Below are 24,044 nucleotides of genomic sequence, written 5' to 3' on the forward strand. Positions count from 1 at the left end.
CGTGTCAGGATCTCCCCGTCGGCCTGCGGTGGCCGGAGTGGACGATGCGGGGGAGGGCGCGTGAGCGCGGCGCAGATCATCGCGAGGCTGGCGGCGGCGGCCCAGAAGCTCGACGAGGCGAAGGCCAAGACGGCCGCCGCCGCGCAGGACGCCGCCGAGGCGCGGGCGCTGGTCGCCGGGGCGCTCGAAGGGGTCGCGGCGGGGCCGCTGATCGGGGTGATCGACGCGTACCGGCAGGCGCTCAGCCAGGCCGTGCAGGGCGGCGAGCCCGCCAAGCAGCACGTCCAGGAGACCATCGCCAAGGTGCAGGCGCTCGGCAGCTGACCGGCGCTCGGCGGGACGGCCGGCGCGATCACGGGTAGCGACCGGTCCACTCAGGACGGTAATGTGCTCCGACGTCGAATCCTGGTGATCCGGTTCGACGCATTCTTTCGCCCGGCACTGTCCGACGGTCGGCCCCGCCGCCCGTCCGACCCGTCGTGCCGGGAGCCGTTCCGCCACCTGCCGCGCCGACGGGTGGCGACCGAGCCGAGGAGCCGCCGGTGCGCGAGCCGGAGCCCACAGCGGAGACCGGACCGCAGGTCAGGGCCGCCGTCGAGGAACCTTCCGCCGACCCGTCGCCCGCCGACGCGAGCCGGGGTCCCAACTTCGCCGACCGTCCCCCCGGCTACCCGAGCGCGTGGGTGTGGCTGCGCGCCGGCATCCTGCGGGACTGGCGGGGCGTGCTGGGCGCGTTCCTGGCCACCTGGTTTTATCTGCCGGTCGCCCTGCTCGCGGCGGTCTGGGGCGGCCTCGCCCTGGGCGCCGCCGGTCTCTTCGTGGGCGGCACTCAGCTCAGCGACGCCGTGCCGCCGGAGATACGCGACGCGCCGCTGGTCGGTGCCCTGCTCGACGCGTTCCTGAGCCGCTCCGGCGGCCTCGTCGGTGGCTTCCTCTTCTTCGTCGCGGGCTTCCTGGCCGGCATCCTGGCCGTGCTCGTCCTGCCCTGGCGGGACGCGTTCGACGAGCCGGCGAACCTGCTGACCGGTCTCGCCGGCGTGGTCGCCGCCGCCGCGCTGACCGGCGTGCTCTACACCCTCTACCGGGTGCTGCTGGAGCCCCGGCTGCTGGTCGTCTCCGGGGCCCGCCGGCTCAGCCGCCGCGAGGCCGACCGGCTCCGGCCGATCCTGTACGACTGCGCCCGCCGGCTCGACCTGCCGGGCGTGCCCCGGCTGCTCATCGAGGACGACCCGGTGCTGACCAACGCCCGTACCTACGCCCGGCACGTGGTCGTCACCACCAGCCTGCTCACCGAGTCCGACGAGGACATCGCGGCGCTGCTCAGCCACGAGCTGGTGCACTGGCGCACCGGGGACGAGGTGACCAGCGCGTTCGTCCGTGGGGTCGCGCTGCCGTTGGTGCTGGTGCACGCGGTCCCGACCTGGCTGATGCGGACCTTCCCGCACCCGGCCACCAACTTCGTGGTGTTCGTCTTCTTCTGGCCGGTGCTGCTCACCATGAAGTACGTGGTGCTGCCGCTGCACTCCCGGGACGTCCGGGCCGCCGAGTACCGGGCCGACGCCGGGGCCGTGCTCGCCGGCCACACCCGGGGCATGCGGGACATGCTGGAGCGGCGCAAGTCGTTCGAGAGCGGTCGTAGCGGCTGGGACGAGGCGGTCTGCGCCACGCATCCCCCGTCGGAGCTGCGGCTGGACCGCCTGGACCGGCTGAGCGCCGCCGCCACCGACCCGGCACGCGCCGGGTCGGACGTCGCCCCGGTCAGTGCCGCGCAGCTGTTCGGCCCGGCCGGTGGGATCGGCACCCCGCGCTCCTGGGTGGTGGTGGGCGTGGTGATGCTGGTCGCCTGCCTCGGCACTGGTGTGCTCGGGGTGGCGCAGTGGGCGCTGTTCCGGCCCGGGACGGTCGTCGACGACTACTTCGAGGCGCTCGCCGACCACGACGCGCGGGCGGCGCTGGAGCAGTTGACGCCCGGCGCCCGGTCGGCGGTCGGCACCGACGACCAGCTCGCCCGGATGGTCGAGGCGAAGAGCTACCAGCCGCCGACCGACGTCGAGGTGCAGTCGATCGACCGGGACGGCGACAAGGCCGTCGCCAAGGTCTCCTTCTCCCTGGCCGGCCAGCGAGGAACCGTCGAGCTGCCGCTGGAACGCCAGGAGTCGGCGACCCTCGGCCTGTTCCACGAGTGGCGGATCGCCACCGCACCCGCGACGCTCCGTCTCCCGGAGGGGATGCCCGGCCTGACGGTCGACGGGGTCGCGGTGCCGGCCGGTGGGGACGCGGGCGTCAGCGTGGCGCTGCTGCCGGGGGCGTACACGGTGGGTGGTCCGCGCACCCTGCTCAGCGAGACGCCGGCGCAGCCGGTGCTGGTCGTACCCGGGCAGGAGAGCGCGGGGAGCGCGGAGCTGGCGCCGACCGTCACGCCGGACGCCCAGCGGGCCGCGGAGGAGAGCGTGCGGCGCTACCTGGACGCCTGCGCCGCGAAGACGGTGGCCGCGCCGGAGGGTTGTCCCTTCCGGTACTACACCGGCAGCACGGTGAAGAAGATCGCCTGGAAGATCACCGCGTACCCGAAGGTCGAGCTGACCCTGACCGGTCCCACCACGGCCCGGGTGTCCACGCCGGCCGGAGCCGAGGGGTCGGCCCAGGCGACCGGCACCACCGCCGACTACTTCGGCGGCAGCACGCCGTTCACCGACGAGGACACCTTCGGGGTCAGCGGGGTCCTGTCGGTGGTCGACGGCAAGTTGACCTTCCTGCCCGGCGACGAGTGAGTGGAGAACCGAGTGAGCCACCCGTCCCCGCGGCCCGGCACGCCCGTCCGGCTGCTGCTGACCCCGCGCGCCAGCCGGCCCGTCCAGGTCGGGCTGCTGCCCTGGATCCACCGGCGTCCGGAGTTCCGGGCCGCCGTGCGGGACGCGACCACCACGGGTGGTCGCCCCGGCTTCAGTGACGCGGTGATCATCGCGGTGGTGGCGCAGGGACTGCTGCCCGGGCTCTTCAACCTGGTGCAGTCCTGGGTGGACCAGCAGCGTACCGAGGTGAGCATCCGCGTCCAGGTCGCCGACGCCGAGGTGGAGCTTCAGGTCAGCGGTCGCACGAACCCGACCTCGCTGCTGGAGCAGACCACCCGGGCGCTGCGCGAGGCGACCGGGGGCGGGGCCGACGGGGCGGCCTGATCGGCTGGTCAGCGCGGGGGTCGGGCGGGGACGCGCCCGGCCCCCGCGTCGTGCGCCCGGTATGCCGGAAGACACAGACCGCGCGACTTCTTGTTACCCGCGCGTAACTTTTCATTGACGGGTGTGAAACGCACCACGCATGATCGTGCCACCGATCGATCGGACCCCCCACCCACCCGTCCCGGCTCCCCGGGTACCTCCCACCGGAGGTGCAGCCATGCTGCTCCGAACGATCCTCGCCGCTACCGGCGTCGTCGCCGCCCTGCTCGTCCCGGCCACCGCCGCGCAGGCCGCCGACCGCACTCCCGCCAGCGCCGCCACCAGCACCGTCGCCCCGTCCGCCGCCGCTGACAGCGGGGCCGCGCTCGCCGCCGCCGACGCCAATCCCGTCATCGTCGTCGGCGGTCTGATCGGCGTCTCCATCGCGTACGAGCCGATCGCCGCCCGGCTGCGCGCCGACGGCTACCGGGTCTCCATCTACCAGCTGCCCAACCTCGGCTTCGGCGACATCCGCGAATCCGCCAAGGCTCTCTCGTCCTATGTGGACCAGGTCCGCGCCACCACCGGCGCGGCCAAGGTGGACCTGGTCACCCACTCCGAGGGCGGCCTCGTCTCCCGCTGGTACGTCAAGTTCCTCGGCGGCGCGACGAAGGTCGACCACTACCTCAGCCTCGGCAGCCCGCAGTACGGCACCTACGTCGCCAACATCCTCAAGTTCGTCGGCCTCGGCAGCTGCGCCGGCATCCCCGCCTGCCAGCAGATGTCCATCGGCTCCAGCTTCCTCGGCGACCTCAACAGCGGCGACGGCACCCCCGGAACGGTGCGCTGGAGCACCATCCGCACCTGGCAGGACGAGCTGGTCCGCCCCGTCGACAACGCGGTCCTCGGCGACGGCGCCAGCAACGTGCTCATCCAGTCGTGGTGCCCGCTGCGGGTCGTCGGCCACCTCGGCCTCGTCCTCGACGGCACCACCTACTCGGCGGTCCGTCAGGTGCTCGCCGACGCCGCGATCCGCCCCAACTGCTTCGCCCTCTGACCCGCACACCGACGGCCGGCCACCCCACCAGGGGCGGCCGGCCGTCCGGCGTACGCGAGGCTCAGGCGGCCTTGGCGAGCGACTCGAACTCGTCGTCGGTGAGCTGCACCTCGGCGGCGGCCACGTTCTCCTCCAGGTGCGCCACGGAGGACGTACCCGGGATGGGGAGCATGACCGGCGACCGGCGCAACAGCCAGGCGAGCGCGAGCTGCGCGGGCGTCGCGCCGTGGTCGGTGGAGATCGCGTCCAGCGGACCGCCCGGCTTCGCCAGGTTGCCGGTCGCGATCGGGAACCACGGGATGAACGCCAGGTCGTTGCGCTCGCAGTGGTCGAGCACGTCCTCGGCGCTGCGGTCGGCCAGGTTGTAGAGGTTCTGCACCGAGACGATCGGAGTGATCTTGCGGGCCGCCTCGATCTGCTCCACGGTCACCTCGGACAGCCCGATGTGCCGGATCTTGCCCTCCTGCTTGAGCAGGGCCAACTCACCGAGCTGATCCTCCAGCGGCACCTGCTCGTCGATCCGGTGCAGCTGGTAGAGGCCGATCGACTCCAGCCCCAGGTGACGCAGGCTCAGCTCGCACTGCTGGCGCAGGTACTCCGGGCGGCCCACCGGCCGCCAGTCGCCCGGACCCGAACGGGTCAGCCCGGCCTTGGTCGCGATCACCAGGTCGTCGGCGTACGGGTGCAGCGCCTCCTTGATCAGCAGCTCGGAGACGAACGGCCCGTACGAGTCGGCGGTGTCGATGAACGTGACGCCCAGCTCGTACGCCCGGCGCAGCACCCGGACGGCCTCCGCGGGATCCTTCGGGTCGCCCCAGACCCCCGGGCCGGTGAGCTGCATCGCCCCGTAGCCCAGCCGGTCGACCTGCAGGTCGCCGCCGATCCGGTACGTCCCCGACGCCTTCGCGGGCTGGGTGCTGCTGGCACTGGTCGCCATCACGGTCCTCCTGTGCGTCGTCGTCTGCGGCAAATCTAGTCACCGACCCGGTGCATTTCCCCAGGATCGCCGCCTTCAACGTCACCCACCGGATTGTGAGTGGGGACATCCTCAGCCGACGTGCCGCAGCACCACCAGCGCCTGGTCGTCCTCCGAGCCGGAGAGGTCGCGCAGCAGCGCGTCGGCGATCGCCTCGACCGGCTCGTCGCGCACCCCGACCAGCACCCGGTGCAGCGCCGCCACCCCCTCGTCGTACTCCCGGTCGCGCCGCTCCACCAGCCCGTCCGTGTACGCCACCAGCAGGTCACCCGGGCCGAACGGCATCGTGGTGACCGTCATCGGCTCCGTCACCATCCCCAACGGCATCGCGTTCACGGTGGTGACCGTCTCCGGCACCCCGCCCGGGCGCAGCAGCACCGGATGCGGGTGACCGGCCCGGGCCACGTGCACCACGCCGGCCGCCGGATCGACCACCAGCACCACGCAGGTGCCCAGGAAGCCGAAACCGAGCAGCTCGGTCAGCCGGACGAAGACCTCCGTCAGCGGCACGCCCAGCCGGATCAGCGTGTTGAGCATGGTCCGCAGCTGCGCCATGTCGGCCGCCGCCTCCACCCGGTGCCCGACCACGTCACCGAGCACCACGGCGAGCCGGTCGTCGCCGAGCCCGACCAGGTCGTACCAGTCGCCGCCCAGGTGCAGGCCGCTCATCGCCGGCTGGTAGCGGGTGGCGATCTCCAGCCCGCTCGGGGTGGTCAGGGCCGAACTGCGCAGCCGCCCGGCCAGCCGGGTCACCAGGTTGTGCTCGGCGGCGGCCAGCCGGACCCGCTCCAGGGTCTGCTCGCACAGGTCGGCGATGGTGTCCAGCAGCGCCAGGTCGCCCTCGCGCAACGGTCGCTCCCGCCGCCATCCGAAGCCCAGCGCCGCGATCGGCTGCCGCTGCGCGTCGAACAACGGCAGTGCCACCGTGGTCACCATGCCGTGCGCGCCGACCGGGTCGGGCAGGCCCGGGAACCGGGCGGCGAAGTCGGCCCGGTTGCGCAGGATGATCCGCTCCCCGTTGCGCAGCGCCCGGGCCACCGGCCGCGGGTCGTCGACGGTCAGGTCGTTGAAGGTGGCGGCCAGCCCGTCGGGCACCTCGCCGTTGTACCAGAGCCGGACCCGGCGCCCCTCGTCCCGCATCGCCAGCCCCGGCAGGGCCGCGCCGAGCGAGACCGGCGCGGCGGTGAGGATGACGTCGATCGCCTCCATCGTGGACCGGGCCACGCTCAACCGGGCGGCGAAGTCGGCCATCGCCTGCGCCGACCCGGTCAGCTCGGCCCGCTGCAGGGCCTGGCTGCAGAGCCCCGCCACCGCGTCCAGCAGACTGCGCAGCGCCTCGTCGTCGGTGACCGGCCGGTCCCAGCACACCTCCAGCGCGCCGAGCGCGCCGCCGTCGCCGTAGCGCAGCGGCAGGCAGACGCCGGTGGTGCCGTCGTCCCCGCCGAGCGGCAGCACGGCGTTGTCACGGACCGCCCGGGCCAGCGGCTCGTCGGCGTCCATCGGCAGCTCACCGGCGGGCGCGTCACCGCCGGCCACCTCCAGCACGGTCGCGCCCGGCGCGGCGATCGCCACCCGCAGCACGGCGGCGTCCACCACCGCCGGCGCGAGCGTGGTCACCGCGTCGACGATGGCCGCCCGGCCGCGCGCCGAGCTGAGCCCACCGGCCAGCCGCCCCAGCGCCTCCGCCTGCCGCAGCGTCCGCTGCCGGTCACTGATGTCCCGGGCCACCGTCGCCACGAAGGCGGTGGTGTGCCGGTCGTCGCCGGTGGTCACCGTGAACGTCTGGTGGTCGACCTCCACCTGCTCGCCGGTGTCGAGGCGGACCAGCCGGCTCTCCGCCCGGTGGTGGCCCCGGCTCAGCGCGGCCGGGATCAGCTGGTTGCGCCACACGTCGCGGGCGTCCGGGGCGGCGAAGTCCACCAACGCCAGGCCGTCCACGCCGTCGGTCCCGTCGAGACCGACCAGCGCCCGGCCGGCCGGGTTGACATAGACCGCCTGTCCGTCGGGGGCGGCGACCGCGATGAAGTCACCGGAGCGCTCCACCAGGGCCTGGAAGAGCCGCAGCTCGGCCTGGGTGGTCCGTTCGGCGGTCAGATCCATCGCGTACGCCAGCCAGCGCAGCGGCTGCCGCTGGAGGGCCACCACGCCGATCTGCACCGGCACCCGGCGCCCGTCGGCGTGCCGGTACTCCTTGTCGTAGGTCCGGGCCCGGCCGGTCTCCGCCAACTCGGCGAGCGCCCGCCGGTCCGCCTCCTCCCAGCCCGGGGGAGTGAGCCCCGGCCAGTCCAGCCGGCCCCGCGCCAGGTCCTCGCCGGTGTAGCCGAGCATCGCCAGGAACGCCTCGTTCGCCTCGGTGATCCGCTCGTCCTCGCCGCCGAAGACGGCCAGCACGTCGGTGGCGGCGAGCCGTTCGAAGCGGGCCCGTTCGGTGCCGAGCGCCTCCAGCAGCCGGGTGCGTTCGGTGACGTCGACGACGGTGAACCCGAGCCCCACCAGCTCCCCGGTGTCGGCGATCCGGATCGGGAAGTAGCTGGCCACCATGTGCTGGCGGCCGGTCGCCGGGGGCTCGGCGTCGGCGCTGAACTCCACCCCGACGATCGGCCCCTGCGCCAACGCCCGGCGCATCAACTCCTCTATCCGTGGCTCGTACATCGGCAGGCACTCGCTCGGCCGCAGGCCGAGGTGGTCGGCGGCGGGCAGCCGGTTCATCGCCGCCAACGCCGGATTCACCAGCAGGTAGCGCAGCTCGGTGTCGACCAGCCCGAAGCCGACCGGCGCGCTGTCCAGCAGGGCCTGGCTCACCGCCGCCGTACGCCGGGCCGACTCCTCGGCGCGCTGCTGGTCGACCCGGGCGGCGGCCTCGGCCCGCCACGCGCGTTCCCGTTCGGTGGCCTCGCGGACCGCGTTGCGCAGCCCCGCCACCGTCACGCCCTGCGCGTCGACCGTCTCCACCCGCTGCAACGCCTGGCTGCCGGCCACGGTGAGCAGCCCGCCGAGCATCCGCTCGTCCGCGCGGACCGGTCGGGGAGCGGGGAACTGCACCCAGTACGTCCACTCCCGGGTGGCGGTGCGGAGCCGGCCACCGACCCCCGGCACCTCCGAATCCGGGGCCGGCCCGTCGGGCTCCGCGCCGGTCAGCCGGGCCGCCACCGCCGGGTCCAGCCCGTCGACCCGCCCGGCGTCGCCGTACACCGGTCCGACGTCGTCCCGCCGGGCCAGCCAGGCCGTCCCGTCGAAGGCCCGGCCGAGGGCGTCCGCGGTCAGCGTGAGGACCGCCGCCTCGTCGGTCGCCCCGCCCAGCCGGTCGACCAGGGCGGCGGCGGCCCGGTGCCGCTGCGCCACCTCGTGCTCGGCGGTCACGTCCCGGACCGTGCCGACCAGCAGCACCCGGTCGTTCTCCGGATCCGGCACCTCGGTCGCGGAGACGGACACCCAGTACAGCCGGCCGTCCGGGTGCTGGAACGGCACCTCGTACCCGCCGACGTGCTCGTCGAGCAGGTGCACCAGGGCCCGGTCGAGCAGCGCCCGCTCCTGCGGGTGGGTCGCCGGGTCGGGCCACCACGGGTAGGGCGGCCGGTAGGGGCCGCCCGCCTGGCCGTACCCGGTGAGCCGCTCGAACGTTCCGTCGACCTGGAGGATCGTGCCGTCGGAGTCGGCCACCCAGACCCCGTCGGAGATCGACTCCACCACCTGGGCGGCCCACTCGCCCCGGCGCAGCCGGGCCCGGGCGCGGTCCAGGTTGGCCCGCACCCGGGCCAGCAGCTCACCCGCCGCGAAGGGCTTGACCAGGTAGTCGTCCGCACCGGCGGCGAGCCCCTCCATCGCGGCCTCCGGGCCCGCCCGGGCCGAGAGCAGCACCACCGGCAGGTCGGTGGTGCGCGGGTCGGCGCGCAGCGCGGCGAGCAGGCCGAAGCCGTCCAGGCGCGGCATCATCACGTCGGCCAGCACCAGGTCGGGCAGCTCGGTGGCGATCGAGGCGAGGGCGGCCCGCCCGTCGCCGAGGGAGCGGACCCGGAAGTGCGGGGCGAGCAACTGCGACACGTACGAGCGCAGGTCCGCGTTGTCATCGACGAGCAGCACCAGCGGGGCGTCGGGCGGGCCGGTCAGCCCGTCGTCGTCGACCGGAACGGTCAGCTCCCCGGCGAGCGCCGAGGCGGTGACCGGCACGGCGGTGACCGGGGCGCGTGGCGTTCCGTCGGCCCCCTCGCCGTACGGGATCCGGACGGTGAAGGTGCTGCCCGTCCCCTCGGTGCTGGCCACGTCGACCACCCCGTCGTGCAGGGTGACCAGCTCGCGGACCAGGGCCAGCCCGATCCCGGTGCCCTCGGCGGAGCGCCCGGCCGGCCCGGCGACCCGGTGAAACCGCTGGAAGAGCTGGGGAACCTCGGCGGCGGGGATGCCCACCCCGGTGTCGGAGACGGTGAGCCGGATCCGCCCGTCCTCGTCGGCCAGCCGCAACCGGATCGTCCCGGCCACCGTCGCCTTGAGGGCGTTGGAGAGCAGGTTGAGGACGATCTTCTCCCACATCACCCGGTCCAGGTACGCCGGGCGGGGCAGCCGGTCGCAGTCCACCTCGAAGGTGAGGCCGGCCCGCTCGACGGCCGGGGCGAAGGAGGCGGCCAGGTCCCGGGTGAACCGGCTGACGTCCACCGCGACCCGGTCGGGCGACAGCCGACCCGCCTCGATCCGGGTGAAGTCCAGGACGCTGTCGACCAGCCGGCGCAACCGGGCCGCGTTGCGGTCGACCAGTTCGAGCCGCTGCCGCAGCGCCGCCGGCAGCGGCTGCGCCGGGTCGGTGAGCGCGTCGCGTACCGGGCCGGCGATCAGGGTGAGCGGGGTGCGCAGCTCGTGGCTGACGTTGGCGAAGAAGGCGGACTTCGCGGCGTCCAGGTCGGCCAGCGCCTCGGCCCGCCGGTGCTCCGCCTGGTAGGCGGTCGCCCCGGCCAGCGCGGTGCCGATGTGCCCGGCCAGCAGCTCCACGAAGGAGCGGTAGTCGGCGTCGACCGGGCGACGCGGGTTCAGCCCGGCGACGAGGACGGCCGTCGGGGCGGCGCCACCGGGCTCCGGCACGGGCACCAGCGCCACCATCGGCGTGCCGGGGCGGTCCGGGTCCTGGGTCGGGTCGGCCGGCACCAGGCGGGTCTCGCCGGCGGCCAGCACCTCGGCCAGCGGCCAGGAGTCCTCGGCCCCGGCCGGCGTGGTGTCCTCGGTTCCGGCGACCTGCCGGGGCCCCGCGGCCCCGGTGACGACGAGCCGGACGAACGGCACGTCGGGATGACCGTTGATGATCTTGACGGCCCGTCGTCCCACCTCGTCCGGCTCGGCGATGTCGGCCAGCCCGGCGGCGAGGGCGCTGAGCAGTCGCAGCCGCCGGTCACCGACGACCTCGTCGGTGGTCTCGGTGACCGCGGTGAACACCCCGCCCGGCGTGCCCGACTCGTCGACGATCGGGCTGTAGGAGAAGGTGAAGTAGCACTCCTCGATGAAGCCGTTCCGGTCCAGCAGCAGCAACTGGTCCTGGTTCCAGGTCGCACCCCGCCCGGCCAGCACGTCGGTGAGCATCGGTCCGATGACGTCCCAGACCTCGGGCCACACCTGCGCCCCCGGGCGACCCAGCGCGTCCCGCTTCGACGCCCCGAGGATCGGCAGGTAGGCGTCGTTGTGCAGCATCACCAACTCGTCGCCCCACCACAGCAGGATCGGGAAGCGGGAGTGCAGGCAGATCATCACCGCCGTACGCAGGCTCGACGGCCACTGCTCGATCGGGCCCAGGGGGGTGGCGGACCAGTCGTGCGCCGCGATCGCCGCGCCCATCTCCCCGCCGGTGGCGTAGACGGTCCGCCACCGCGAGTCGCCCGGTGGAGTGCCGGCGGACGCGCCCTCGCTCACGCTGGGACCTCCGCTCGCCGACCTTCTCCTCACCACCCGGAAAAGTACCAGCGTCGAGCCGACCCGGCCGGGTTCGATCTTGGTGCTCGCCGATCTGCGCGGACGAACGGCGTGGCACGTCGAAGACCGGGCCGGCGCTCGGGGCAGTTGCGCCGAGCGGCCGACGCGCCGCCGCCCCGCGTGCGACCCTGGGCGTACGTCGGGAGGGGGCCTCATGACGGGCACGCCACAGGTCGACTTCGCGCTCGACACGTACGAGTGCATCGTGCTCTATCCCGGGCCGTCCGGTCGGGCGCTGCCCGAGGAGACGGTCCAGCGGCTCCAGGCCGAACACCTCCAGCACATGCAGGCCCTCCAGCGGCGCGGCATCATCCTGATCGACGGCTCGGTCGACGGCCCGGCCCGGGAGCCCGACCCGCCGATCGGATTCGGGCTGGCCCGTACCGGCTCGGTGGACGACGTACGCAGCGTGATGGAGGCCGACCCGGCCGTGCAGGCCGGGCTCTACCGGGTCGACGTGCTGACCTTCCTCTGCCCGGCGGGCTCGCTGGAGTTCCCGCTCGCCAAGACGCAGAGCTGACCGGCCCCTCCGCCGCCCCGTCGGGCCCGTTCCGCGCTCCGGTCGATCGACGGGACGGGGCGCTCGCCGGGAGCACTCCGGCGCAGCAGGTGCCCGGGCGGTACGATTTCCGCCGCGCGGTCGCCGATGCCCGCCACACACGACGTTCCGGTGCGGTTCCGTCCGCCCGCTGCGCGGTAATCGCGCGTCGTTGGACAATTGTTCCGCAGTCCGAAAGGGGTCGTCCGCCAGGCCGACCCGGAGGAGAGACTAGCCTGATGGGCGTGACACGCCGCGCGAAGATCGTCTGCACTCTTGGCCCCGCCACCTCGTCCCCGGAGCGCATCCGGGGACTCGTCGAGGCGGGTATGAACGTGGCGAGGCTCAACTTCAGCCACGGCAGCCACGCCGATCACGAGTCGGTCTACCGACTGGTCCGCGAGGCCGCCGACGCGGCCGGCCACCCGGTCGCCATCCTGGCCGACCTGCAGGGCCCCAAGATCCGGCTCGGGAAGTTCGCCGACGGCCCGCACGAGTGGCGTACCGGTGACTCCGTGGTGATCACCAGCGACGAGATCATCGGCACCAAGGAGCGCGTCTCCTGCACCTACCGCAAGCTGCCGCAGGAGGTGAAGCCGGGTGACCGGCTGCTGATCGACGACGGCCGGGTCGCCGTCGAGGTCAGCGACGTCACCGGCAACGACATCCGCTGCCTGGTCACCGAGGGTGGCCCGGTCTCCAACAACAAGGGCGTCTCGCTGCCCAACGTGGCGGTCAGCGTCCCGGCGATGTCCGACAAGGACGCCGAGGACCTGCGCTTCGCCCTCGGCCTCGGGGTCGACCTGATCGCGCTCTCCTTCGTCCGCTCGGCCGACGACATCAAGCTCGTCCACGCGATCATGGACGAGGAGGGTGTCCGCCGGCCGGTGCTGGCCAAGGTCGAGAAGCCCGAGGCGGTCGACCACCTCGAGGCGATCGTGCTCTCCTTCGACGGCGTCATGGTCGCCCGCGGTGACCTCGGCGTGGAGCTGCCGCTCGACCAGGTGCCGCTGGTGCAGAAGCGCGCCGTGCAGCTGTGCCGGGAGAACGCCAAGCCGGTCATCGTGGCCACCCAGATGCTCGACTCCATGATCGAGAATTCCCGGCCGACCCGCGCCGAGGCGTCCGACGTGGCGAACGCGGTGCTCGACGGCGCGGACGCGGTGATGCTCTCCGGCGAGACCAGCGTCGGCAAGTACCCGGTGCTCACCGTCAGCACCATGGCGAAGATCATCACCACCACCGAGGCCGGCTCGATCGGCGTGCCGCGGCTGCAGCACGACCCGCGTACGCACGGCGGCGCCCTCACCGTCGCCGCCTCCTCGATCGCCCGGGCCATCGGCGCGAAGGCCATGGTCGCCTTCTCGCAGACCGGCGACACGGTCAAGCGGCTCGCCCGGCTGCACTGCGACCTGCCGCTGCTGGCCTTCACCCCGGTTCCCGAGGTGCGCAACCAGCTCGCCCTCTGCTGGGGCGTGGAGACCTTCCTGATGCCGTTCGTCGAGCACACCGACGACATGTTCCGCCAGGTCGACCAGGCGCTGCTCGGCCTCAACCGGGCCAACCCCGGCGACTACGTGGTCATCGTCGCCGGCAGCCCGCCCGGCACCCCGGGCTCCACCAACACCCTCCGGGTGCACCAGCTCGGCTCGCTGGTCGACGCGGCCGCCGCCCGGGCGTTGCAGTGAGTGCGAGGAGTGAGCCGGGGTTGCGAGCCCCGCAGTCGCGAACAGAGGCGGTGCAGTGACGGACGGCGGGGTCGCCACGGGTCAGGCGGCGGTGGACCAGCTCCTGGAGGTGCTCGACCTGGAGCACACCGGCGAGATGACCTTCCGGGGGATGAGCCCCCCGGTCGGTCCGCAGCGGGTGTACGGCGGCCAGGTCGCCGGCCAGGCGCTGGTCGCCGCCGGGCGCACCGTCGACCCGGAGCGCTTCGTGCACTCGCTGCACGGCTACTTCGTCCGCCCCGGCGACCCCGCCGAGCCGATCGTCTACGAGGTGGAGAACGTCCGGGACGGCCGGTCGTTCTCGGTGCGCCGTTCGGTGGCGCTCCAGCACGGCAAGCCGATCTTCTTCATGTCGGCGTCCTTCCAGCGGCACGAGGAGGGGCTGGACCACCAGGCCCCCACCCCACCGGACGTGCCCGGCCCGGAGGACGTCCCGACCATGACCGACCGGCTGGCCCGCTATCCCGAGCGGCTGGGCATCTGGGGACAGATCCCCCGCCCGATGGACGTCCGCTACGTCGGCGAGCCCGGCTGGGTACGCCCCGGCGACCGGCCGGCCGAACCGCAGCAGCGGGTCTGGATGCGCATCGACGGCAAGCTCCCCGACGACCAGCTGCTGCACGCCTGCGCCCTCACGTACGCCTCGGACCTGACGCTGCTCGACTCGGTGCTGTCGGTGCACGGCGAGGTCTGGGGGCCCGGGGGAGTGGTGGGGGCGAGCCTCGACCACGCGCTCTGGTTCCACCGGCCGTTCCGGGCCGACGAGTGGTTCCTCTACGACTGCTGGAGCCCGTCCGCCTCGGGCGGGCGCGGCCTGGCCACCGGTCGGATGTTCACCACCGACGGCCGGCACATCGCCAGCGCCGTGCAGGAGGGCCTGCTGCGCCGGGTCGGCGCCTGACCGGCGGGTCGCCGTTCCGTGGCCGTTCGGCCGAGGGGCGGCGACCCGGCCGGCCGATCAGCGGACTAACCTGACCGGCATGCGTCTTTCCGCCCGGGTCGACTACGCGCTCCGCGCGGCCGCCGAGCTCGCCTCGGTCACCGACGGCGGGGCGACCGGGCGCAGCCGGCCGGTCACCGCCGAGCAGATCGCCCGGGCGCAGGACATTCCGCCGAAGTTCCTGGAGAGCATCCTGCTCCAGCTGCGCCGGGGCGGCATCGTGCACGCCCAGCGCGGCCCGGAGGGCGGCTACTGGCTGGCCCGGCCGGCCGGCGAGATCACCCTGGCCGAGGTGATCCGGGTCATCGACGGGCCGTTGGCGCACGTTCGCGGTCAGCGGCCGGAGCAGCTCGGCTACCAGGGAGCCGCCCGGGCCCTGCAGGACGTCTGGATCGCGCTGCGCGCCAGTGAGCGCGAGATCCTGGAGCTGGTCACCATCGGTGACGTGGCCACCGGCGCGCTGCCGTTGCGGGTCAACGAGCTGGCGGCGGACCCGCGCGCCTGGAGCTGACCGGACGCCTTTCCGGCACCCCGCCGGGCCGTCCGGCGCGTCCCACCAACCGGATAGGGGACTTGACCGGAGCGGCTTCGTGGCGCATTGTCGACCAAGTTGATAGGAGATGCCGAAAAGACAGGGGGCGCTCGTGCGCAAGCTGCTGATCCTCGCTCTGGTCGGGCTCGCCGCGCAGCTGGTCGACGGCGCGCTGGGCATGGCGTACGGGCTGACCTCGTCCACCCTGCTGCTCTTCGCCGGGGTGGCACCGGCCGCCGCGTCCGCCTCCGTGCACCTGGCGGAGATCGGCACCACGCTCGCCGCCGGGCTCTCGCACTGGCGGTTCGGCAACGTCGACTGGCGGGTGGTCGGCCGGATCGCCGTGCCGGGCGCGATCGGCGCGTTCGCCGGGGCCACCTTCCTCAGCTCGATCTCCACCGAGTCCGCCGCCCCCTGGATGGCCGGAATCCTCTTCACCCTCGGCGCGTACCTGCTGGTGCGCTTCTCCCGGCCGCTGCGCGCCAACCGGGCGGCCGGCCCGCTGCGGGCCCGCTTCCTCGGCCCGCTCGGCCTGGTCGCCGGCTTCGTCGACGCCACCGGCGGCGGTGGCTGGGGCCCGGTCGCCACCCCGGCGCTGCTGGTCTCCGGTCGGATGGAGCCGCGCAAGGTGATCGGCTCGGTGGACACCGCCGAGTTCGTGGTGGCCGGCGCCGCCAGCATCGGCTTCCTGATCGGACTGGGCTCCCAGGGCTTCCTGCTGCCCACCGTGGCGGCGCTGCTGATCGGCGGCCTGGTGGCCGCCCCGATCGCCGCCTGGCTGGTCCGGATCGTCCCCGCCCAACTGCTCGGCGCCACCATCGGCGGCGTCATCGTGCTGAGCAACGCCCGCACCCTGCTGCGCGCCGGTGAGGCCGACGGTGCGGTGCCCGCCGTGGTCTACGGCCTGCTCACCGCCGGCTGGGTGGTCGCGGTGGCCCTCGCGGTGCGGGCGCTGCGCCGTACCCGTCGGGCCCGGGCCCTCGCCGAGGCCGCGCTGCTGACCACCGACACCGTCACCGCGCCCGCCGCGGGCGCGGCCGGGGCGACGACGTCTGCCGCCTCGGAGCAGCCCCGGCCGCTGGCCGCAGCCGTCGAGGGCTGACGGTCGGCGTGGCGGGCGAGCGGGCGGGCCGGCGGGCGTGGCGGTCTGCCTGACGGCCGCGACGCGGGCCCACCGGCTTCAGCCGGCCACCCTTCTCCGGGCCTTTCCCCCACCTGCGCTGCCGCCGGGTACGAGCGGGCCGGTCGCTTTCCGTAACGTCACGCAGTGTGCGGTACTCGGTAGGGCGATCGGTCGCACGCCGCAGCCTTTGCTCTGCTGACACGGACGCAACACCAGAACCGACCAGCGAGAACAGGAAAATTGCCGGATGGCGATCTCCGTCGAAAAGTGACGGAGGGTTGGTGTTGCGTGGGTGTCAGCAGAGCAAAGGGAAGAAGGGCCGGGCCCTGCCCTCCGCTGGATATCACCCGGCGTGACGGGCTGTCAGCAGTCTCTCGCGGGTGGTGCGCGACGAACCCGGCCACCGGGCCGGTCAGCCCGTCAGCCCGTCAGCACGTCGGTGGCGGTCGCGGCGAGCAGGTCCCACGCCTCGTCCACGTGCTTCTCGGTGGTCAGCGGGGAGCCGACCGCGAGGCGGAGCGAGTACCGGCCGTCGACCCGGGTGTGCGTCAGGTGCACCCGGCCGGTGGCGTTGACCCGCCGCAGCAGCTCGGCGCTCACCTCGTCGGCCGCCCGCAGCCGGAAACAGACCAGCGAGAACGGGTGCGCGGCGGTCAGCTCGAACCGGTCGTCGGCCTCGATCCGCTCGGCGAAACGGTCGGCCAGGGCCACCCCGGAGCGGATGTGCGCCCGTAGGCCCTCCACGCCGTACCAGCGCAGCACGAACCAGAGCTTGAGCGCCCGGAACCGCCGACCCAACGGCACCTGCCAGTCCCGGTAGTCGATCACCGCGCCGGACTCGCTGGCGGCGTTGCGGAGGTATTCCGGCAGCACCGTCAGCGCCTCGATCAGCTCCCCTGCGTCGGCCACCCAGAAGGCGTCGCAGTCGAAGCCGGTGAGCAGCCACTTGTGCGGGTCGAAGCAGTACGAGTCGGCGTGCTCCAGGCCGTCGTGCGTCCAGCGCAGCTCCGGGCAGACCGCGGCCGCTCCGGCGTACGCGGCGTCGACGTGCAGCCAGATGCCGTACTCGGCGCAGATCGCACCGATCTCGGGCAGCGGGTCGATGGCGGTGGTGGAGGTGGTCCCGACCGTCGCCACCACGATCGCCGGCACCACGCCGGCGGCCCGGTCCGCCTCGATCGCCGCGCGCAGCTCCTCCGGACGCATCGCCTGGGTCCGCGGGTCCACCTCGACCGGGCGGACCCCGTCGGAGCCGAGCCCGGCGATCCGGGCCGCCTTCTCGATCGACGAGTGGCCCTGGGTCGAGGTGTACGCGCGGTAGCGCCGGTCCACCCCGGTCTCCCGCCACCGGCCCCCGCTGGCCCGGTGCAGCGCCACCAGCAGCGCCACCAGCGTCGCCGAGGACGCCGAATCCTGGATCACCCCGCCACCGCGACCGGTGGAGCGGAACCGCTGCGGCAGGTCCAGCAGCTCCGCCAACCAGTCCAGCATCACCGTCTCCAGCTCGGTGCAGGCCGGGCCGGTGGCCCAGAGCATGCCCTGCACGCCGAGCCCGGCGCTGACCAGGTCGCCCAGCACGCTCGGACCGGAGGTGTTGGCCGGGAAGTAGCCGAAGAAGCCCGGGTGCTGCCAGTGGGTCAACCCCGGCGTGACCACCCGGTCCAGGTCGGCCAGCACCGCCTCGATCGGCTCGCCGTGCGCTGTCGGGCCGGCCGACAGGGCGGCGGCCACCGTGCCGGGCGGGTCCTGGGAGGTCACCGGACGCTGCCCGAGCGTCGTCCAGTAGTCGGCGATCCAGTCGACGACCGCGTAACCGGCCCGCCGGAACTCCTCCGGGTCCATGTGCTCAGCCATGCCCCGAGTCGATCAGGTGGCCGGGCGCGGATCAAGGGCAGGGGCCGGTTGGGTGTCGAGAAAGCGTCGTCCCACGATCGGCGGGCGCGGAGCCGTCGTACCGTGCTGCTCGGCGCGGCAGCGGCCGTCACCCCCGTGGCCGGCGCGCTCACCACCGTCCGCCCGCGACGCCGGCTACAACGCCGCGCTGACCCACCGGACCCGGATACGAAGGCACCGGGTCGCCAGCCGCGGAATCCGCTCAGCCGGCGACCCGGTGCACCACACCGCAGCACCCCCGCGACCCGTCCCGATCGGGGAGTGCCGTACCACCACCGGGGATAAAACTAGACGCGCCGCGCGACGGTGGGGTGACGCCGCTGTGAAGAGCGTGTTTCAGGCTGCCCGGCGCAGGCCGCCCGCCACCTTCTCGGCGATCAGCTCGAACGAGCGGACCCGGTCGGCCACGTCGTACACCATCGTGGTCAGCATCAGCTCGTCCGCGCCGGTCCGGGCCAGCAGCTCGCCGAGCTGCCGGGCGACGGTCTCCGGCGAACCGGTCGCCTGACCCTCCCGGCGCTGCGCGACGAACTCCCGCTCCAGCTCCGTGTACGGGTAGGCCGCCGCCTCCTCGGGCGTGGCGAGGGGCTCCGGCCGCCCCGACCGCAGCTTGAGGAAGGAGAGCCCGGCGGGCCCGGCCAGCCAGTGCGCCCGCTCGTCGGTCTCGGCGCAGACGGCGTTCACCGCGACCATCGCGTACGGCCGGTCCAGCCACTGCGACGGCCGGAAGTGCTGCCGGTAGAGCGCCAGGGCGGGCAGCGTGTTCTGGGAGCTGAAGTGGTGCGCGAACGAGAAGGGCAGCCCGAGCAGCCCGGCCAGCTGCGCGCTGAACCCGCTGGAGCCGAGCAGCCAGACCGCCGGTTGCTCGCCGCGCCCCGGAGTGGCCGTGATCGGCCCCGGCTGCTCGCCGCTGAAGTAGTTCATCAGGTCCGCCAGCTCCCGGGGGAACCCCTCCGCCGACAGCCCCTCCATGGTGCGTCGCAGCGCCAGCGCGGTCACCTGGTCGGTGCCGGGCGCCCGGCCGATGCCCAGGTCGATCCGGCCGGGGTGCAGCGCCTCCAGGGTGCCGAACTGCTCGGCGACCACCAGCGGCGCGTGGTTGGGCAGCATCACCCCACCCGAGCCCAGTCGGATCGTGCTGGTGTTCGCGGCCAGGTGCGCCAGCAGCACCGCCGGCGCCGAACTCGCGATCGCCGGCATGTTGTGGTGCTCGGCCACCCAGAACCGGCGGTAGCCCAGCTCCTCGGTGCGTCGGGCCAGCTCGGTGGTGTGCCGCAGCGCCTCACCGGCGCTCGCGCCGGCAGCGACCGGGGCAAGATCAAGAACAGACAACGGTACGTCTATCACACCGTTCGCCAACTCCCCACGCGCCGGAATTGTTCCCCTCGCCGCTTACGTCACACCGGTCAGCCCACCCCGCGCGCCTGTTCGAAGATCAGGCTGGTCTGGGTGTGCTGCACCACCGGATCCACCGCCAGATGATCCAGCACGAAGTCCCGCAGCGCGTCGCCCGACGCCGCCCGTACGTGCAGCACGTAGTCCTCCGCCCCGGCCACGTGGAACACCGACACCACCCCCGGCAGTCGCACCGACCGGGCCCGGAACGCGTCCACCGCCGCCCGCTCGTGCGCGGTCAACCGCACCGACACCAACGCCTGCAGCGGCAACCCGACCGCCGCCGGGTCCACCTCGGCGTGGATCCCGCGGATCGCCCCGCACTCGCGCAGCGCCCGAGTACGCGTCAGACACGTCGACGGCGCCACCCCCACCCGCTCCGCCAGCGCGTTGTTCGGCAGCCGACCGTCGGCGGTCAGCTCGGTCAGGATCGCCCGGTCCACGTCGTCCAGCGCCGCGAAGCGCCGCACATCATTCTGTACAGCCAGCATCCGACCATCATTCACCGAACTTAACAACGTTGGAAGACGCCGTTACAGAATCTTGTTCGACACTATTGCCCTCGATCACTCTGATGTTCGACGCTTCCGCCATGACAGCCGTGGACACCCGAGCCGTGCACGCCGGGCGCGACGACCTCGCCGCCCTGGGCGTCCACGTGCCGCCCATCGACCTCTCCACCACCAACCCGCTGCCCTCCGTGGAGGACGGCGGCGACGCGTACGAGCTGCTCGCCACCGGTGGCACCCTCCCGCCCGGCGGCAGCGCCGTCTACCAGCGCCTCTGGAACCCCACCGTCGCGCGCTTCGAGAACGCCCTCGCCGAACTCGAAGGCACCACCGACGCCGTCGCCTTCGCCAGCGGCATGGCCGCCCTCACCGCCGCCCTGCTCGCCGCGACCCGCGACGGCAAGCGGCACCTCGTCGCCGTCCGCCCCCTCTACGGCGGCACCGACCACGTCCTCGCCACCGGCCTGCTCGGCACCGAGGTCACCTGGGCGCGCCCCGACGAGGTCGCCGCCGCGATCCGCCCCGACACCGCCCTCGTCATCGTCGAGACCCCGGCCAACCCCACCCTCGACCTGGTCGACATCACCGCCCTCGCCCGGGCCGCCGGCGACGTCCCGCTCCTGGTCGACAACACCGTCGCCACCCCCGTACTCCAGCAGCCGGCCCGGCACGGCGCCGCGCTCGTGCTGCACAGCGCCACCAAGAGCATCGGCGGCCACGGCGACGTGCTCGCCGGCGTCGTCGCCTGCGACGCCGACTGGGCCGCCCGGCTGCGTCAGGTCCGCGCCGTCACCGGCGCGATCCTGCACCCGCTCGGCGCCTACCTGCTGCACCGCGGGCTCCAGACCCTGCCGCTGCGGGTCCGCGCGCAGCAGGCCGGCGCGGAGAAACTCGCCGCCTGGCTCGCCGGCCACCCCGCCGTCGCGCGGGTCCACCACCCCTCGGCGCACGACCCGGCCGGGCTGGTCGGCCGCCAGATGTCCGGCACCGGAAGCCTGCTCGCCTTCGAGGTACGCGGCGGCGCTCCCGCCGCCGCGGCGGTCGCCGGGGCCTGCCGGCTGATCACCCACGCGGTCTCGCTCGGCGGCGTCGACACGCTCATCCAGCACCCGGCCTCGCTGACCCACCGGCCCGTCGAGGGGGAGGCCAAGCCCTGCGGCGGGCTGCTGCGGATCTCCGTCGGACTGGAGGACCCGGAGGACCTGCGCGCCGACCTGGAGCAGGCACTCGCCCGGCTCGCCTGAGCGCGGGGCCGTCCACCGGTCCCGCCTGTGGCATCGGGGTTCGCCGGTCATGGACTTCGGCCGACGGCACCGGGGCGTTCGCCGGTCGGGATCCGAGGCCGGCGGAGCCGAGGGTCCGTCGGTCAGGACTTGGGGCCGACGTGCCGGTCGAGGACGGCGACCGCTTCCCGGCGGGCGACGGAGAGCGAGTTGCGGCGGTTCATCTTCCAGGAGATTCCGAGCAGATCGAGAGCCCACTGACACAGCCCCATGATGTCGGCCGACTCGTTGGTGAACATGTAGCGCGGATAGACGTAGCCCTTGCCGCGCACGGTGACCCGGTTGGCGACGCGACAGCCGTCGGAGTGGAAGAGCCCGCGCAGGAACTCGCCGGGGTGCGCCTCGACGATCTCCCGTTGCCAGCCGGCGAGGACGATCGGGCGTTCGTGCTTCTTGCCGGGCCCGTGCTGCGGGAACAGGCACGGCCAGTGCTTGCCGTAGCTCTGGACATTGACGCAGCCCGGGTGCGGCACGCGCTGCACCTTTTCGGCTAGCACCGCCCGCATCGCGTCGTCACACGCTTCGATGAGACCCGGCCAGGTGGCCGTGCAGGAGATCCGAAGCACCGGCACGCGGGCGGTGGTCACCAGATGCCCGTCGCCCAGGTAGAGGCCGAGGAGATAGGCGTAGGCCGCCGGATTGGAGGGGGCAGAGTGGCCGTCCCGACAGCGGAAACACCGGAGGGCCGTGCCGAGCATGACAGGGTCTGGTCGATCCCTGCACCAGTGCCACACGGTGCGACAGCTCAGACTGACGGTCCGGGCGGCTTCGGCGACCGTGACGCCTGACAGGAAGACCTGCCGCGCTCGGGCGCGTATCTCGGGCGGATGCACAGGGGCATCCTCGAACACCCGTACGACATTTTGGTGCCCCCGGTGGGATTCGAACCCACACTGTATGGATTTTGAATCCATCGTCTCTGCCATTGGACTACAGGGGCCTTCGGTGTCTCGGCCCGAACAGGTTACCCACTACGCTAAGGGCGGTGGTACCCGGCACGGCGGGTACCGCGTACGAACTGGTGGGAGTGGCTCGTGGCCGAGACGGATGCTGAGCGCAGGCGCGTACTGATCGCCGAGGACGAGGCGCTGATCCGGCTGGACCTGGCCGAGATGCTGGTCGAGGAGGGCTACGAGGTCGTCGGCGAGGCCGGTGACGGCGAGACCGCCGTCCGGCTGGCCGAGGAGCTGAAGCCCGACCTGGTCATCCTCGACATCAAGATGCCGATCATGGACGGGCTGGCCGCCGCCGAGCGGATCGCCGGCGCCCGGATCGCCCCGGTGATCATCCTGACCGCGTTCAGCCAGCGCGACCTGGTGGAGCGGGCGCGGGCGGCCGGCGCGATGGCGTACCTGGTCAAGCCGTTCCAGAAGAGCGACCTGGTGCCGGCGGTGGAGATCGCGCTGTCGCGCTACTCGGAGATCGCCGCGCTGGAGGCGGAGGTCGCCGGGCTGACCGACCGGCTGGAGATCCGCAAGACCGTGGAGCGGGCCAAGGGCGCGCTGATGACCACCTACGGGATGACCGAGCCGCAGGCGTTCAAGTGGATCCAGCGCACGGCGATGGACCACCGGATGACCATGAAGGAGGTCGCCGAGCGGATCCTCGCCGAGACCGCCGGCGGCGAGGTGGCCCAGCCCACCGCCTGACCGGTTCCGGCGGCGGGATTCCGGCGCTCCGGAGGGGCCCACGTGTCGTCTCCGGTCGATACGATCGCGGCCATGCGTGCCCGGTGTGCACTGGCGGTGCTCGGCCTGGTGGCCGTGCTGCTCGCCGGTTGCCGGGCGTCCGGCCACGCCGCGCCGACGTCGCCGGAGCCCGCCCGTCCGGCCTGGCAGTCGGTGACCCTGCCCGTGCCGCCCGGCGCGCCGGGCCGACTGCTGCTGCGGGACGCGACGGCCTGCGCCGGCCGCTGGTTCGTGGTGGGCGCGCTGGTGGACGCCGCGGGGGTGACCCGTCCGGCGGCGTGGACCAGCGCCGACGCCGTCGGGTGGACGCCGCTGCGCCCGGTGCCGCGCAGCCCGTACGGGGCGGAGAACGTGCTGACCGCGGCGGGCTGCCGGGACGGTCGGCTGGCGGCGGTGGGTGGCCGCAGCGGCGGGGTGCACGGCAATCCGAGGATCAGCACCTGGCGGCAGTCGGGTGACGGGTCGTTGGTGGAGGTGCCGGCCGAGTTCGAGGTCTTCGGCGGCCCGGACGCGGTGAACGTGGGCCGGATCGCAGGTGGCCCGCGGGGCTGGCTGATCTCCGGCAACCGGTCCACCGGCGCGGCGGCCTGGCTCTCCGCCGACGGGTCGGACTTCCGGCTGGTCAGCGGGGTGCCGGGGTTGGCCGCCGACGGGGCCGGCCGGCCGTGGGTGTCCGACGGCGTGGCGACGGGGTCGGGGTGGCTGCTGGCGGGCTCGGTGCTGTCGTCGGGGCGTACCGGATCGGATCCGGTGGTGTGGCGCTCGGCGGACGGTCTGACCTGGCGGCGCGCGGTGTTGTCGGTGGCGGCGACCGACGAGGACCTGCAGCGGGTGGTGCGGCTGGGGGAGCGCGTGGTGGCGGTGGGTCGCCGGGGGGACGGGCTGGGGGCCTGGCTGGGCGACGGCGGGGCGTGGCGGGCGGGTGGCGGTTTCGGCGGGGCGGGTACGGACCGGCCGGGTCGGGTGTGGGCGTCGGCGGCGGTGGCCGGCGGGGTCCTCGCGGTGGTGGCGGGCGGGGCGACGGGCGCCGGGTGGTTCTCCCGGGACGGGGTGGCCTGGTCGTCGGTGACCCTGCCGGTGGCGGTGCCCGCTCGTAGTGACCGGACGGTGGCGGTGGCCGGCGGGGATGCCTCGGCGTTACTGCTGGTGGACGACGGGACGGGGGCGCAGGTGTGGCGTGCGGACGGCCCGTGGAGCCCCGGCTGACCCTCCCACCAGCGTGTTTCCGGTGGGTGTCGGATGTCCGCTTTTCCCCTTCGAGGGGGGCGTGTGTTACAGC

The 24,044-nt window shown here is 73.7% G+C and carries 18 protein-coding genes and 1 tRNA gene; 12 read left to right on the forward strand and 7 right to left on the reverse strand.

Annotated features, from left to right (window positions below; genetic code table 11):
* Positions 1 to 60: 60 nt before the first annotated feature.
* The 4 genes from ABUL08_RS02675 to ABUL08_RS02690 all read left to right on the forward strand — a co-directional run bounded on the left by ABUL08_RS02675 (position 61) and on the right by ABUL08_RS02690 (position 4,212).
* Positions 61 to 324 carry a DUF6244 family protein gene (locus ABUL08_RS02675; protein ID WP_350934162.1) on the forward strand — a complete coding sequence of 88 codons (264 nt, stop codon included), beginning with the start codon at positions 61 to 63 and terminating at the stop codon, positions 322 to 324.
* Positions 325 to 542: 218 nt separating this feature from the next.
* Positions 543 to 2,771 carry a M48 family metalloprotease gene (locus ABUL08_RS02680; protein ID WP_350934163.1) on the forward strand — a complete coding sequence of 743 codons (2,229 nt, stop codon included), beginning with the start codon at positions 543 to 545 and terminating at the stop codon, positions 2,769 to 2,771.
* Between the two features lie 12 nt (positions 2,772 to 2,783).
* Complete coding sequence (locus tag ABUL08_RS02685) at positions 2,784 to 3,176, forward strand: effector-associated constant component EACC1 (RefSeq protein ID WP_350934165.1); 393 nt, start codon at positions 2,784 to 2,786, stop codon at positions 3,174 to 3,176.
* A gap of 217 nt (positions 3,177 to 3,393) precedes the next feature.
* Positions 3,394 to 4,212 (forward strand): esterase/lipase family protein, encoded by an 819-nt coding sequence (locus tag ABUL08_RS02690; RefSeq protein WP_350934167.1) that lies wholly within the window; start codon positions 3,394 to 3,396, stop codon positions 4,210 to 4,212.
* Between the two features lie 61 nt (positions 4,213 to 4,273).
* On the opposite strand, the gene ABUL08_RS02695 is transcribed toward ABUL08_RS02690, so the two are convergent.
* Both ABUL08_RS02695 and ABUL08_RS02700 read right to left on the reverse strand, forming a co-directional pair.
* Positions 4,274 to 5,149 carry an aldo/keto reductase gene (locus ABUL08_RS02695; RefSeq protein ID WP_350934169.1) on the reverse strand — a complete coding sequence of 292 codons (876 nt, stop codon included), beginning with the start codon at positions 5,147 to 5,149 and terminating at the stop codon, positions 4,274 to 4,276.
* A gap of 111 nt (positions 5,150 to 5,260) precedes the next feature.
* Positions 5,261 to 11,077, reverse strand: a complete 5,817-nt coding sequence (locus tag ABUL08_RS02700) for a PAS domain S-box protein (RefSeq protein ID WP_350934171.1) — start codon at positions 11,075 to 11,077, stop codon at positions 5,261 to 5,263.
* Positions 11,078 to 11,291: 214 nt separating this feature from the next.
* Here ABUL08_RS02700 and ABUL08_RS02705 point away from each other — a divergent pair, with 214 nt between their 5' ends.
* The 5 genes from ABUL08_RS02705 (at position 11,292) to ABUL08_RS02725 (ending at position 15,976) form a co-directional block, all read left to right on the forward strand.
* Complete coding sequence (locus ABUL08_RS02705) at positions 11,292 to 11,657, forward strand: YciI family protein (RefSeq protein WP_350934173.1); 366 nt, start codon at positions 11,292 to 11,294, stop codon at positions 11,655 to 11,657.
* Between the two features lie 257 nt (positions 11,658 to 11,914).
* The gene (gene pyk / locus ABUL08_RS02710) at positions 11,915 to 13,363 is read left to right on the forward strand and encodes a pyruvate kinase (protein ID WP_350934174.1); all 1,449 of its coding nucleotides are present in this window, start codon (positions 11,915 to 11,917) and stop codon (positions 13,361 to 13,363) included.
* A 55-nt stretch (positions 13,364 to 13,418) separates the two neighbouring features.
* Entirely contained in the window at positions 13,419 to 14,303 is an 885-nt protein-coding gene (locus tag ABUL08_RS02715) for an acyl-CoA thioesterase (RefSeq protein ID WP_350934177.1), read from the forward strand.
* 79 nt (positions 14,304 to 14,382) lie between these two features.
* On the forward strand, positions 14,383 to 14,853 hold the full coding sequence (locus ABUL08_RS02720) for an RrF2 family transcriptional regulator (protein WP_350934178.1): 471 nt from the start codon (positions 14,383 to 14,385) through the stop codon (positions 14,851 to 14,853).
* Between the two features lie 133 nt (positions 14,854 to 14,986).
* Positions 14,987 to 15,976 carry a sulfite exporter TauE/SafE family protein gene (locus ABUL08_RS02725; RefSeq protein WP_350938457.1) on the forward strand — a complete coding sequence of 330 codons (990 nt, stop codon included), beginning with the start codon at positions 14,987 to 14,989 and terminating at the stop codon, positions 15,974 to 15,976.
* Between the two features lie 441 nt (positions 15,977 to 16,417).
* Here ABUL08_RS02725 and ABUL08_RS02730 read toward each other — a convergent pair whose 3' ends face one another.
* From ABUL08_RS02730 to ABUL08_RS02740, 3 genes are all read right to left on the reverse strand, one after another.
* Complete coding sequence (locus ABUL08_RS02730; protein WP_350934180.1) at positions 16,418 to 17,851, reverse strand: pyridoxal-dependent decarboxylase; 1,434 nt, start codon at positions 17,849 to 17,851, stop codon at positions 16,418 to 16,420.
* 375 nt (positions 17,852 to 18,226) lie between these two features.
* Complete coding sequence (locus tag ABUL08_RS02735; RefSeq protein ID WP_377522774.1) at positions 18,227 to 19,237, reverse strand: LLM class flavin-dependent oxidoreductase; 1,011 nt, start codon at positions 19,235 to 19,237, stop codon at positions 18,227 to 18,229.
* Between the two features lie 59 nt (positions 19,238 to 19,296).
* A complete protein-coding gene (locus ABUL08_RS02740; protein ID WP_350934184.1) occupies positions 19,297 to 19,776 on the reverse strand; it encodes an Lrp/AsnC family transcriptional regulator in 480 nt (159 codons plus the stop codon).
* A gap of 83 nt (positions 19,777 to 19,859) precedes the next feature.
* Here ABUL08_RS02740 and ABUL08_RS02745 point away from each other — a divergent pair, with 83 nt between their 5' ends.
* Entirely contained in the window at positions 19,860 to 21,038 is a 1,179-nt protein-coding gene (locus ABUL08_RS02745; protein WP_350934186.1) for a trans-sulfuration enzyme family protein, read from the forward strand.
* Positions 21,039 to 21,160: 122 nt separating this feature from the next.
* Here ABUL08_RS02745 and ABUL08_RS02750 read toward each other — a convergent pair whose 3' ends face one another.
* Together ABUL08_RS02750 and ABUL08_RS02755 are read right to left on the reverse strand one after the other, a co-directional pair.
* Entirely contained in the window at positions 21,161 to 21,928 is a 768-nt protein-coding gene (locus ABUL08_RS02750) for a transcriptional regulator (RefSeq protein ID WP_350934189.1), read from the reverse strand.
* A 13-nt stretch (positions 21,929 to 21,941) separates the two neighbouring features.
* Positions 21,942 to 22,017: transfer RNA gene (locus ABUL08_RS02755), tRNA-Leu, on the reverse strand.
* Positions 22,018 to 22,111: 94 nt separating this feature from the next.
* Here ABUL08_RS02755 and ABUL08_RS02760 point away from each other — a divergent pair.
* Together ABUL08_RS02760 and ABUL08_RS02765 are read left to right on the forward strand one after the other, a co-directional pair.
* The gene (locus ABUL08_RS02760) at positions 22,112 to 22,726 is read left to right on the forward strand and encodes an ANTAR domain-containing response regulator (RefSeq protein WP_242792733.1); all 615 of its coding nucleotides are present in this window, start codon (positions 22,112 to 22,114) and stop codon (positions 22,724 to 22,726) included.
* A gap of 72 nt (positions 22,727 to 22,798) precedes the next feature.
* Complete coding sequence (locus ABUL08_RS02765; RefSeq protein ID WP_350934191.1) at positions 22,799 to 23,971, forward strand: hypothetical protein; 1,173 nt, start codon at positions 22,799 to 22,801, stop codon at positions 23,969 to 23,971.
* Positions 23,972 to 24,044 lie beyond the last annotated feature (73 nt).

This window comes from Micromonospora sp. CCTCC AA 2012012 (assembly GCF_040499845.1).
Lineage (GTDB): Bacteria > Actinomycetota > Actinomycetes > Mycobacteriales > Micromonosporaceae > Micromonospora > Micromonospora mangrovi.